13 protein-coding genes are annotated in these 12,738 nt (G+C 42.4%); 6 read left to right on the forward strand and 7 right to left on the reverse strand.

Annotation, left to right across the window (positions count from 1 at the left end; genetic code table 11):
- Positions 1–54: 54 nt before the first annotated feature.
- Positions 55–1,017: an asparaginase gene (locus BLS46_RS04885; RefSeq protein ID WP_093586003.1), complete on the forward strand. Its 963-nt coding sequence runs from the start codon at positions 55–57 to the stop codon at positions 1,015–1,017.
- Between the two features lie 53 nt (positions 1,018–1,070).
- Here the strand turns inward: BLS46_RS04885 and ccpA are convergent, their stop codons facing one another.
- Positions 1,071–2,081, reverse strand: a complete 1,011-nt coding sequence (gene ccpA, locus BLS46_RS04890) for a catabolite control protein A (protein WP_038804599.1) — start codon at positions 2,079–2,081, stop codon at positions 1,071–1,073.
- Positions 2,082–2,290: 209 nt separating this feature from the next.
- Between ccpA and BLS46_RS04895 the strand changes: the two genes are divergently transcribed.
- Positions 2,291–2,608 (forward strand): DUF960 domain-containing protein, encoded by a 318-nt coding sequence (locus tag BLS46_RS04895; protein WP_000886039.1) that lies wholly within the window; start codon positions 2,291–2,293, stop codon positions 2,606–2,608.
- A gap of 46 nt (positions 2,609–2,654) precedes the next feature.
- Here BLS46_RS04895 and folK read toward each other — a convergent pair whose 3' ends face one another.
- From folK to BLS46_RS04925, 6 genes are all read right to left on the reverse strand, one after another.
- The gene (gene folK / locus BLS46_RS04900) at positions 2,655–3,467 is read right to left on the reverse strand and encodes a 2-amino-4-hydroxy-6-hydroxymethyldihydropteridine diphosphokinase (protein ID WP_093586005.1); all 813 of its coding nucleotides are present in this window, start codon (positions 3,465–3,467) and stop codon (positions 2,655–2,657) included.
- Positions 3,468–3,509: 42 nt separating this feature from the next.
- Entirely contained in the window at positions 3,510–4,064 is a 555-nt protein-coding gene (gene folE / locus BLS46_RS04905; RefSeq protein WP_000380934.1) for a GTP cyclohydrolase I FolE, read from the reverse strand.
- The gene (locus BLS46_RS04910; protein WP_093586007.1) at positions 4,045–5,367 is read right to left on the reverse strand and encodes a bifunctional folylpolyglutamate synthase/dihydrofolate synthase; all 1,323 of its coding nucleotides are present in this window, start codon (positions 5,365–5,367) and stop codon (positions 4,045–4,047) included. Before BLS46_RS04910 ends, folE begins: the two co-directional genes overlap by 20 nt.
- A 1-nt stretch (position 5,368) precedes the next feature.
- On the reverse strand, positions 5,369–6,313 hold the full coding sequence (folP, locus tag BLS46_RS04915; RefSeq protein WP_093586009.1) for a dihydropteroate synthase: 945 nt from the start codon (positions 6,311–6,313) through the stop codon (positions 5,369–5,371).
- 103 nt (positions 6,314–6,416) lie between these two features.
- Positions 6,417–7,124, reverse strand: coding sequence for a CPBP family intramembrane glutamic endopeptidase (locus BLS46_RS04920; RefSeq protein WP_000726540.1), 708 nt, complete (start codon positions 7,122–7,124; stop codon positions 6,417–6,419).
- Between the two features lie 60 nt (positions 7,125–7,184).
- Positions 7,185–8,603: an NCS2 family permease gene (locus tag BLS46_RS04925; RefSeq protein WP_000359243.1), complete on the reverse strand. Its 1,419-nt coding sequence runs from the start codon at positions 8,601–8,603 to the stop codon at positions 7,185–7,187.
- A 186-nt stretch (positions 8,604–8,789) separates the two neighbouring features.
- Between BLS46_RS04925 and BLS46_RS04930 the strand changes: the two genes are divergently transcribed.
- The 4 genes from BLS46_RS04930 (at position 8,790) to BLS46_RS04945 (ending at position 12,683) form a co-directional block, all read left to right on the forward strand.
- Positions 8,790–9,602 (forward strand): Cof-type HAD-IIB family hydrolase, encoded by an 813-nt coding sequence (locus BLS46_RS04930; protein WP_000162368.1) that lies wholly within the window; start codon positions 8,790–8,792, stop codon positions 9,600–9,602.
- Between the two features lie 277 nt (positions 9,603–9,879).
- A complete protein-coding gene (locus tag BLS46_RS04935) occupies positions 9,880–10,869 on the forward strand; it encodes a PTS sugar transporter subunit IIB (RefSeq protein ID WP_045593666.1) in 990 nt (329 codons plus the stop codon).
- Positions 10,870–10,944: 75 nt separating this feature from the next.
- The gene (locus tag BLS46_RS04940) at positions 10,945–11,757 is read left to right on the forward strand and encodes a PTS mannose/fructose/sorbose transporter subunit IIC (protein ID WP_093586011.1); all 813 of its coding nucleotides are present in this window, start codon (positions 10,945–10,947) and stop codon (positions 11,755–11,757) included.
- Between the two features lie 14 nt (positions 11,758–11,771).
- Positions 11,772–12,683: a PTS system mannose/fructose/sorbose family transporter subunit IID gene (locus BLS46_RS04945; RefSeq protein WP_000818317.1), complete on the forward strand. Its 912-nt coding sequence runs from the start codon at positions 11,772–11,774 to the stop codon at positions 12,681–12,683.
- Positions 12,684–12,738: the final 55 nt, after the last annotated feature.

Consider the following 12,738-nt stretch of genomic DNA (forward strand, 5'->3'; position numbering starts at 1 on the left):
CTCCCCTTTTGTGTTACAATGATTATACCACATTTCAGAGAGAGTGAGTAAATCATGCCTAAGAAAATCCTTGTTTTACATACAGGTGGAACTATTTCCATGCAAGCTGACGCCACTGGTGCCGTTGTAACTAGCCAGGAAAATCCCATGAACCATGTTTCCAATCCGCTTGAAGGGATTGAGGTTTATGCCCTAGACTTTTTTAACCTGCCGAGTCCCCATATCAAACCCAAGCATATGCTTGCACTCTATCATAAAATCAAAGAGGAAGCAGACCACTACGATGGAGTTGTCATCACACATGGAACAGATACGCTAGAGGAAACTGCCTACTTCCTTGATACCATGGAAATCCCACACATGCCCATCGTTCTAACTGGAGCTATGCGTAGTTCCAACGAACTCGGTAGCGACGGTGTATACAACTATCTGAGTGCTTTACGAGTTGCCAGCAATGACAAAGCAGCCGACAAGGGTGTGCTGGTCGTCATGAATGATGAAATCCACGCGGCCAAGTATGTTACCAAAACCCATACCACCAACGTCGGTACCTTTCAAACTCCTACTCACGGGCCTCTCGGTCTCATCATGAAGCAAGAAATTCTCTACTTCAAAACAGCTGAGCCTCGTGTCCGTTTTGATCTCGAACATATTCAAGGTCTGGTTCCCATCATCTCTGCCTATGCCGGTATGACAGACGAGCTGATCGATATGTTAGACTTGGAACAGCTAGATGGCTTAGTCATTCAGGCTTTTGGAGCAGGCAATGTTCCCAAAGAAACAGCTCAAAAATTAGAAAGTCTCCTCCAAAAAGGCATTCCAGTCGCCTTGGTTTCACGTTGTTTTAACGGAATTGCAGAACCTGTTTATGCCTACCAAGGCGGAGGAGTGCAGTTGCAACGAGCTGGTGTTTTCTTTGTCAAAGAACTCAATGCTCAAAAAGCGCGCCTCAAATTATTGATTGCTATCAACGCGGGACTAAAAGGGCAGGCCTTAAAAGACTATATGGAAGGCTAATCCTCTTCTCTAGAATACAAAATCAGGAAATCTTCTCGATTCCCTGATTTTTTCTATTTGCGTTTTCGTGTCGAACGACGTTCTGTCAAACCGTGAGGGAGAAGAACTTCACGTTCTTCCAACTCTTCCTTGTGCATGATTTTAGTCAACATACGCATGCTGATAGCACCTAGATCATAAAGAGGTTGGGCAATAGTAGTCAAGTTTGGACGAGTGAATCGTGCAATCTGAGAATCATCTGTCGTAATGATTTCAAACTCTTCCGGTACAGAAATACCGTGATCTGCCAAGCCATTTAACACACCTGCAGCCAATTCATCACCTGTCACAACTGCAGCTGTAGCCTGTGAAGAAACCAAGCGTTCTGCCAAGGCATAGCCATCATTATAGCTGTATTTAGACTCAAATACCAAGCCCTCGCTATAAGGGATTCCTGCCTTTTTCAATGCTTCTTTGTAACCAATCAACCGAATTTTACCGTTGATATCGTCAACAAGTGGCCCACTGACAAAGGCAATCTTTTCATTTTCTTGAAGCAAATGGGTGACGGCATCAATCGTTGCTTGTTTGTAATCAATATTGACACTTGGAAGTTGGTGTTCTATATCCACAGTACCAGCAAGAACAACTGGTGTCCGTGAACGAGAAAATTCTGAACGAATCTTTTCAGTCAAGTGATAGCCCATAAAGATAATACCATCAACTTGTTTTGAAAAGAGAGTATTAACTACTGAAACTTCTTTTTCATCGTCTTCATCACTGTTGGCTAGGACGATATTGTACTTATACATCTCTGCAATATCATCAATTCCTTTGGCTAGGGTTGAAAAATAGCCATTAGTGATATTTGGAATCACAACACCAACTGTCGTGGTTTTCTTGCTGGCCAAGCCACGCGCTACCGCATTTGGACGGTAGTCAAGACGATCAATCACCTCTAGAACTTTTTTACGAGTATTCTCTTTGACGTTCTTATTGCCATTCACTACACGGCTAACAGTTGCCATTGAAACCCCAGCTTCACGGGCAACATCATAAATCGTTACTGTATCATCTGTGTTCATTCTATTTCCTTTCTATATTGAAAATTTCGCTTTCATACATCTGCTTACTCCATTTTATCACTTATTGTAAACACTTTCAAGTATTTTTTAGAGAAACTTTGAAAAAATTTCACAACCTATTCCCATTTTGAAAAAGCGAGTACGATTTCTTGATTTTTGGGATGTTTTGCTGTATGATAAGGAAAAATAAAAGGAGGGAGGGAATGTTTATGGCTTTTACAAATACTCAGAGACGTTCGGCCAGTTTTGGCGTTGTGACCAGCTTGCCTGACGATGTTATCGACTCTTTATGGTTTATTATCGATCATTTTTTGAAAAACGTCTTTGAATTAGAAGAGGAACTTGAATTTCAACTGCTAAACAACGAGGGGACCATTACCTTCCATTTCTCTAGTCAGCACCTGCCGACTAGTATCGACTTTGATTTTAATCATCCCTTCGACCCTCTTTACCCTCCTCGGGTCCTTGTTTTAGACATGGACGGGAAAGAAACCATCCTCCTTCCTGAAGAAAATGACCTATTTTAAAAACTCTAGCTTCTCGGCGCAAACTGCTGAGGAACTAGAGTTTTTTCTATTTGTTCAATTCTTGATACAAGTAGCGTATAGGCTGTTTGAGTACTGGATGAATAAAATGGGGAGCTATTTCCAATAAAGGTTCAAGGACAAAGAGGCGTTCTGCTATATAAGGATGAGGTAAGATGAGCTCGTCTGTATAAATGACTTGGTCCTCCACAAAGAGTAAGTCCAAATCAATCAAACGAGGCCCCCAATGCACCTCTCGAACCCGTCCCATTTCTGACTCAATGGCTAATAATGTTTCTAACAAGACTGGAGCCGGTAGCCAGGTTTCTACTTCAATCACCTGATTGGCAAAGCTATCCTGCTCCACACCGCCCCAAGGCTCCGTCGTCAAGACACTGGATTCTTTGAGAATATGGATACCTCGAACTCGCAGTTTGTCAATGGCTTGTTCCAAGTTCGCTTGCTTATCCCCCATATTGCTTCCTAGAGCGATAAAAGCTCGTTGCTTACGACGGTGAATGGTCACCGAGCAGGTATCCAACGGTAAATGCACTGGAGCCCAAGGTTTTTTGAGTTCCAACTCAATTTCTTGGACAAGAGGATAGGTCTCAAAGGTACGCTCTACTAGTTTGTAGGCTACCGTTTCAATCAAGTCCTCAGTGGTTTCCTGAAACCAAGTCGTCCACTGCTGACAAAGTTCTCCGTAATGGACAGAAGCCGCCAAGTCCAAGTCTGTCGCTGCCTTGGTCATATCATAGGATAAGCTTGCGGAAATAACAAACTTCTGCCCCAATTCTTTCTCACTAGGGAAAAGACCATGATAGGCAAAAATTTCCAAATCTTTAATCTGCAGTTGATCCATAACTTGTCCTTTCTAGAAAAATCCGCTTAAAGCGGATTCTTTTTATAGTCCCATTAGACGATAAGCCTGATCTCGGAGGTCCTTATCTGTTTCAAATAGACCACGAGCGACTGTCGTCAAGGTTACCGTGCCTGGCTTTCTGACACCACGCATGCTCATACACATATGCTCGGCCTCAATGACAACAAAGGCTCCTTTAGCCCCCAGATAGTTCATCAAGGCATCAGCCACTTCAATATTCAACCGTTCTTGAATCTGTGGTTTTTTAGAATAAACTTCAACCGTACGTGCTAGCTTGGACAAGCCTGCCACACGACCATCTGGAATGTAGGCAATGTGCGCTCTCCCATAAAAGGGCAAGAAGTGGTGTTCACACATAGTGTGGAAAAAAATATCCTTTTCTACAACCATATTATCATCAATAATCTCAAAGGATTTTGACAGGTGTTCCTCCGCTGTTTGACCAAGACCTGAAAAAATCTCTTGGTACATACGGGCTACACGAGCAGGTGTTTCCTGCAATCCCTCGCGATTAGCATCCTCACCGACAGCCTCAATAATCATTTTTACAGCCGTTTCAATCTTTTGTGTATCCATTCTCGTTCTTCCTCTCCATCAGATAGGTTCTCACTTGGCTCAAGAAATACAAGGAGCCCGTAACAATCCTAACTGTTTTTTTCTCTTCTTTTCTATCTGTCAATTTCTGCTCTAGAAAATCCTGCCAACTTTGATAGTTGAGATTTCTAGACTCAGCTGCCTCTTTCAATACTCTTTCATCCGTCGCCCGACTATCGTCAAAACAGGTTAAAGTCAGTTGACTATCTGGCACCGTTTCTAGCAAATCCAGCATATCCTCCAAAGCCTTGGTTTTGATGCAGGTAAAGAGGATTTCCTTATGATAATCCGCAAAGCGTTCTCGCAAGGTTACCAACAAGGCCTTGATAGCATGCGGATTGTGAGCCCCATCCAAAAGCAGCAAAGGGGCACTAGACACGACCTCCAAACGCCCTGGCCATCTGGTTTCCTCCATGGCTTGAGCAACCAAGTCATTGCTAGCTAATTCTCGTCCAACCTCCTGACAATAAGTGTCTAAGAGAGCAAGCGCCATCCCCGCATTTTCTATCTGGTGCAAGCCAAGCAGACCTGTTTGAAAGCGACCTTGTCTGACAGAACTGGTATAATCAAAGATTTCACCCGCTACCACGCTTTCTTGATGACGAACCTGATAATCTTTTCCATAGGCAAGTCTAGGCGCATCTTTCCCTTCCGCAATGCGGTCAATAACAGTCAAGGCTTCAGGAACAATATGACCTGTCACTAATGGAATACCTTGTTTGATAATACCAGCCTTCTGCTCTGCTATGGCTTCCAAGGTGTCACCAAGTAGGGCTACATGATCCAGTCCAATGGTCGTAATTCCTGTTAAAATCGGCTTGCAGACATTGGTACTATCCAAAAGACCACCCATGCCCACTTCCATGATGGCCACATCTACTTTCTCTGAGGCAAAGTAATCATAAGCTAGAGCTGTGATAATCTCAAACTCAGTCGTTCCTTGTAAAGCAGCGACCTTCTCCCCCTCAAGCAAAGACTGATAGTCTGCCATGAGGGCTTCTAGCCTAGCCTCGGGAATGGATTCCCCATTGATGCTAATCTGGTCTGTGTAATGAATGAGATAAGGCGAGCTAAAAACTCCAACTTTCAACCCCATCTTTTCCAGCATACTTTTCAAAAAAGCAATGGTCGAACCCTTTCCATTGGTTCCACCGATATGGATAACCCTGAGCTTGAGATGGGGATTGCCACGCAAAGCTAATAGTTCCACCATTCGTTCCAAACCAAAATGCGGTTGGTCCGTCCGGTAGTGAGCAATCCACTGATTGTTTTGAATTTCTTTCATCTTATTTATATTGTTTTAAATCTAGATTTTCTGCATCATCTGCCAAACGAATGGCTGACGCAATTTCAACTGCCATCTTATGACTGGCTACATCGTGCACGCGCACCACTTCGACACCCTGTCTCGCAGCGATACTAGTCACATGAGCCGAAGCGGTGTCCCGATTTCGGAAACCGACTTCCGTTTCAGGATTGACTTCAAAGCCATTTCCCTCCAAGATATTGAGGACAAATCGCTTGCGCGAAACTCCAAGAAAGATTGGATAGCCTTTCTGATGCAGTTTATCCAGATCACGTAGAAGGAGTAGATTTTCTTTCTTAGTCAGACCAAAGCCAATTCCTGGATCCAGCAGAATATTTTCTTGTGCAATCCCAGCTTCTTCTGCTCTTGCTAAGGCTCGTTCGAAGAAAGACTTCATCAAATCTTCGATTGGCATTTTTTCAAAGTCAGCTAACTCTTCCTCTGTAAAAGCTTGTCCAAAGCCAAAATGAGGAAATATGAGCGAACTAGGGTGCTGAGGTCGAGTCATGACTGGATTAAACATGATAACTACTTGCGCTCCCGCTTTGGCAACCACATGAGACATTTTCTCATCACCCATGAGACCAGTGATATCATTTACCAGATTGGCACCAGCTTCCAAAGCAGCTTCTGCCACCTGACTTTTCCAAGTATCGATGGAAATAAGGACATCACTTTCCTTACGGATAGCTTTGATTACTGGAACAACACGCTGGATTTCCTCTTCTATCTCAACATAGCTGCCACCCGGCCGAGTTGATTCTCCACCAATATCTAGCATGCTAGCTCCTTCAGCTATCAATTTACGGGCTTGCTGAAGAGCCTGGTCAACAGCAAAAAACTGCCCACCATCCGAAAAGGAATCTGGGGTTACATTGATAATTCCGCAAACGGCTGTTTTTGCCTGACTAGCTTTATTGGACATACGGTCACTCCTCAAGGTTTTTCACCACATTATTTCTCTATTTTACCATAAAAAGAAAAAGATGGATACGCTAGCATTTATCTTTTCCAAGTAAGGAAATGGTTTAGAAAGGTAAGCCTACATTTCGACTAATCAAAACCAGTAAAGCCAGCAAACAGAAGGCGATACCATTGACAATCATATGAAGCAAGATTGACATCTCTAAACGTTCTGTTCTGTAGGCTGTCCAAGTTAAAACTGTCGACATTCCTCCATAGATAAGGAGAGAAGGCAGATTGGTCGGTGTGTGGAGCAAGGCAAAGACGACTGCACCTACAAGATAACCCAACTTCTCCTTCCCACGGAAGATCTTTTTAGGGATAATTCCACGACACAATATTTCCTCACAAATGGGAGCAATCAGAACCAGTAAGAAAAAACTGGAAATCAGCGAGCTATTCTGAACCAGATTATTAATAGTTGATTGGTTGCTGGTCGTAGATTCATTCATCAGACGAAGCAAGGCAGATCCGAATAAATTACTTGTGAAAATAACCAAATAACTCAAAACCAAGCGGGCCAGATCTTTTGCCTTGAAAAAAGAAAGATTGAAGGTCGCAATCTCTGTTTTTCGCGCACTAAAGATAAAAACCGCTAGAATAGCAACCGACAGCAAAGCCACCAAGAGTCCTGACTGGAGGAGTGGGAATTGTCTAGCAGATAAAAGGGCAGATAAAATTAAAGGAAGTTGGGATAACACCAATCCTATTAAAAAAATCAACACCCATATTCCTCTATCCAGAATTTCTTGCCAGATACCTTTTTTCTTCATGATGTACCTCCTTATAATAAAAAGGGGAGACTCCCCTTTTTCTATTATACCATTTATAGCTTATAGCGCCATGCTAATATAGTTCAGGATGAACAAGGCATCCAAAATCCAAATCATCACGTGCACATCCTTGGCTTGACCTTTGACAACTTTTGTCAAGGTATAAGTCAAGAAACCAACAGCAATACCTTGTGTGATAGAGTAGCTGAATCCCATAAAGATAGATGTGAAGAAGGCAGGAACCGCTTCAGCCATATCATCCCAAGGAATGTTTTTCAAGTTAGAAAGCATCATGATTCCGACGATGATCAAAATTGGCGCTGTTGCAGCTGTCGGAACAATCGCTAGAAGTGGGCTAAAGAAGCTAGAGAGAGCAAAACAGATTGCAACAACTAGGGCCGTCAAACCAGTACGTCCACCAGCACCGATACCCGCCGCAGACTCAACATAAGTCGTAACGTTTGAAGTACCTGCAATGGCACCTACTGAAGTCGCCACCAAGTCAGAGTAAAGAGCCTTGTCCAATTTAACTGACTCATGGTTTTCCCCACTTGTCGCAACGATACCAACTTTTTCACCAGTACCGATAAGAGTACCAATTGTATCAAAAATATCCGTTAGTGAGAAGGCAAGAATAGCCATCAAGGTTTCTGGTAAACGTGAAGTGTTTGAAATCAAAGATCCTAAACCTTCTGAGCCCAGAGCGGCACCAAACAAAGTCCCAAGATCATTAACTGCTGATGAAAGATTGTTGCTAGCGAAGTCAATCCCTGATAATTTCACAACACCAACAGCAATGGCAAGCACAGTCGTTGTTAAAATAGAAAGAATGATTCCACCTTTGATGCCTTTAACAACAAAGAAGATGGTAATAGCCAGACCAGCAAGAGCCACCAATACTGCTGGAGTATTGAAGTCTACCAATCCTGGAACGGCTGCTGAGTTTGCAGTAAGTGCAGCTTGAGCCTTGTCTGCTCCTTCACCTGCTACAGTATAAGTACCTGGGTCAATTGAGAATTTCAAGAGACCAGCATTCTTAATCCCAACATAGGCAAGGAAAACACCAATACCAGCTGAAATAGCTGAACGAAGTGTTGTAGGAATAGATTCGATGATCATTTTACGAACATTTGTCAAGGTAATAATCAGTGAAATAATTCCACAAATGAAGACCATACCAAGAGCTTCTTTCCAAGTATAGCCCATCCCAAACACAACTGTAAATGTGAAGAAGGCATTGAGTCCCATACCTGGTGCTTGTGCGTATGGCAAATTAGCATAGAAAGCCATCATCAAAGTACCAACTACAGAACCGATAATTGTTGCCAAGAACACACCTTGAACAGGCATCCCTGTTTGTGAAAGCATTTGAGGGTTTACAAAGAGAATATAACTCATTGCAAAGAATGTTGTTAAACCAGCAAGCACCTCTGTACGGACATCTGTCCCGTGCTCTTTTAGTTTAAATAGTTTGTCCATGTTTAATCTCCTTTTGTTTTTTTACGAACAATGAGAGTATTATATCATTTATCATTCACCTTTTCAATATATTTGTTTGATTTATTTAACAAAATGAAATTTCTATTTTTGTTTTGAGTCTGTTTTTCTTCTTTCTTTTTGATATAATAGTAGACATCTTATCTGGAATGTACTAGGAAGGTTTATATGACTAAAAAAATTATCGCAGTCGATTTGGACGGAACCCTGCTCAACTCAGAGAGTAAGATTTCAGATTTTACTCGAAACACAATTAAACGAATTGCTGAAAAAGGCCACCATGTCATCATCACTACTGGGCGCCCTTACCGTATGGCAAAAGAATTTTATCAGGAACTAGAGTTGCACACACCTATGATCAACTTCAACGGTTCTCTTACCCATCTACCAGGACAGACTTGGGAACACGAAAAGTGCTTGACCTTGGACAAAAAATACCTCTTAGACATGGTCAAACGCAAAGAGGATATCCAAGCCGACTTTATTGCAGGAGAATACCGCAAGAAATTTTATATCACGGCTCCTAATGAAGAAATTGCCAATCCCAAACTATTTGGTGTAGAAAATTTCCAACCAGAAAATCAATTCAAATCTGAATTGGTGACCAAGGACCCTAACTGTATCCTCTTGCAAACAAGAGTCGATGATAAATACGCGCTAGCAGATGAGATGAATCGTTTTTACCAACACCAACTAGCAATCAATACCTGGGGAGGGCCCCTCAACATTCTCGAATGTACACCAAAAGGGGTCAACAAAGCCTTTGCTTTGGAATACTTGCTCAATGTTATGAACCGTGACAGACAAGATTTGATTGCCTTTGGTGATGAGCATAATGACACCGAAATGTTGGCATTTGCAGGCAAGGGATATGCCATGAAAAATGCCAATCCTGATCTTTTGCCGTATGCAGATGAGCAACTCTCTCTGACAAATGATGAAGATGGTGTTGCCCATACCCTACAAGATTTATTCCTATAACGCTCAAAAAGTTAGCTTGTGCTAGCTTTTTTGATTTTCACAATTTTTCAATTAATCGTCCTGTTTTCATTTTTTTATATTAAATTACCCTCTTATTTTTTCATACATTTCCACAAAATGTTTATATATTAACATTTTGTAAACGAGTTTTCATTGAAAATTAACACATATTTATAAGAAATGGTTGCTTTTTGTTTGAAAACGGTTTATACTTAAAGTTAGGCTTAAAGTTTTCTTAAACATACAGTCAAACATTTTATAAGGAGGAATGACAATAATGAGTATCGGAATCATTATTGCGAGCCACGGCGAATTTGCTGCGGGTATTCATCAGTCAGGATCTATGATCTTTGGTGAACAAGAAAAGGTTCAAGTTGTAACCTTTATGCCAAATGAAGGTCCAGATGACCTTTACGCTAAATTCAACAACGCTGTGGCTGCATTTGACGCAGAAGATGAGGTTCTAGTATTGGCTGACCTTTGGAGTGGATCTCCATTCAACCAAGCTAGTCGCGTAATGGGAGAAAATCCAGAACGTAAGTTTGCCATCATCACAGGACTGAACTTGCCGATGTTGATCCAAGCCTACACAGAGCGCCTTATGGACGCGAATGCAGGTGTGGATAAAGTCGCTGCGAATATCATTAAAGAAGCCAAAGATGGCATCAAGGCTCTTCCAGAAGAGCTTAACCCAGTTGAGGAAGTTGCAACCGCTGCAGCTGCTCCAGTTGCACAAGCTGCTATTCCAGAAGGAACAGTTATCGGTGACGGTAAACTGAAAATCAACCTTGCTCGTCTAGACACTCGTCTCCTTCACGGTCAGGTTGCCACTGCTTGGACTCCTGATTCAAAAGCAGACCGTATCATCGTTGCTTCAGACAACGTTGCAAACGACGAATTGCGTAAAGAATTGATCAAACAAGCAGCTCCAAACGGAGTAAAAGCTAACGTTGTCCCAATTCAAAAATTGATCGACGTTGCAAAAGACCCACGTTTCGGCGAAACTCATGCCCTTATCTTGTTTGAAACTCCACAAGATGCACTTCGTGCTATCGAAGGTGGCGTGCCAATCAAGACCCTTAACGTTGGTTCTATGGCTCACTCAACAGGTAAAACAATGATTAACAACGTTTTGTCTATGGACAAAGAAGACGTTGCAACCTTTGAAAAATTGCGTGACCTCGGTGTTGAATTTGACGTACGTAAAGTACCAAACGACACGAAAAAAGATTTGTTTGACTTGATTAAGAAAGCAAACGTTCAATAATGTTAATCTGTTTCGATCATTTTTGAAAACAGGATTAAATACTTTATTAAAACTAAATAGAAAAGGAATAAAACCATGTCAGATATTTCAATCATTTCTGCTATCTTGGTTGTAGTTGTTGCCTTCCTTGCAGGTCTTGAAGGTATCCTCGACCAATTCCAATTCCATCAACCAATCGTCGCATGTACCCTTATCGGACTTGCAACTGGTAACCTCGAAGCAGGTGTTATGCTTGGTGGATCTCTTCAAATGATCGCCCTTGGTTGGGCAAACATCGGAGCTGCCGTAGCTCCTGACGCTGCTCTTGCATCTGTTGCGGCAGCGATTATCTTGATCAAAGGTGGTAACTTTACTACTGATGGTATCGCCGTTGCAACAGCAACAGCTATCCCTCTTGCCGTAGCTGGACTTTTCTTGACTATGATTGTTCGTACAATCTCAGTTGGTTTGGTTCACACTGCTGATGCTGCTGCTAAAGACGGAAATATCGCTGCTGTTGAGCGTGCTCACTTTGTTGCACTTCTCCTTCAAGGTCTTCGTATTGCAATCCCTGCTGCCTTCCTTATTGCTATCCCAGCTTCTGCCGTTCAAGATGCTCTTAAATTGATGCCAGACTGGTTGAATGGTGGTATGGCTGTCGGTGGTGCTATGGTCGTTGCCGTTGGTTACGCTATGGTTATCAACATGATGGCAACTCGTGAAGTATGGCCATTCTTCGCAATCGGTTTTGCTCTTGCAGCAATCTCTCAATTGACTTTGATTGCCCTTGGTGTCATCGGTGTTGCCCTTGCCTTCATCTACCTTAACCTTACAAAACAAGGTGGAAACGGTGGCGGCGGAGCTGCGACTTCTAACGACCCAATCGGTGATATCCTAGAAGACTACTAGAAAGGGGAACAATCATGGCTGAAAAAATTCAATTATCAAAATCAGATCGTCAAAAAGTTTGGTGGCGTTCACAATTCCTTCAAGGTTCTTGGAACTATGAGCGTATGCAAAACTTGGGTTGGGCTTACTCTTTGATCCCAGCTATCAAAAAATTGTACACTAAAAAAGAAGACCAAGCGGCTGCTCTTGAGCGTCACCTTGAGTTCTTCAACACTCACCCATACGTAGCTGCTCCAATCATGGGGGTTACTCTTGCACTTGAAGAAGAGCGCGCTAACGGTGTTGAAATCGACGATGCGGCTATCCAAGGGGTTAAAATCGGTATGATGGGACCTCTTGCTGGTATCGGTGACCCAGTATTCTGGTTTACAGTTCGTCCTATCCTTGGAGCTCTTGGTGCATCACTTGCTGCATCTGGTAACATTGTTGGTCCCCTTCTTTTCTTCTTTGGATGGAATGCTATCCGTATGGCCTTCCTATGGTATACACAAGAGTTCGGTTACAAAGCTGGATCTGAAATCACTAAAGACATGTCTGGTGGTATCTTGAAAGACATCACTAAAGGAGCTTCTATCCTCGGTATGTTCATCCTTGCCGTTCTTGTACAACGTTGGGTGTCTATCAACTTTACTGTTAACCTTCCAGGTAAACAATTGGCTGAAGGTGCCTACATCAACTTCCCAGAAGGACCTGTATCAGGTGCTGAGTTGAAAGGTATCCTTGGTCAAGCACTTGGTGGATTGAGCCTAGATAAGATTCAACCACAAACCCTTCAAGGTCAGTTGAACTCATTGATTCCAGGATTGATGGGACTTCTCCTTACTTTCCTTTGCATGTGGTTGCTTAAGAAAAAAGTATCACCAATCACAATCATCCTTGCTCTCTTTGCAGTAGGTATCGCAGCTCGTTTCTTCGGTATCATGTAATCCAAGTGATTGAAGATGTAGATAAAAAAGAATCAGGATTAAACCCTGATTCTTT

Origin of the sequence: Streptococcus sp. NLAE-zl-C503, from assembly GCF_900104285.1 — a bacterium.
GTDB lineage: Bacteria > Bacillota > Bacilli > Lactobacillales > Streptococcaceae > Streptococcus.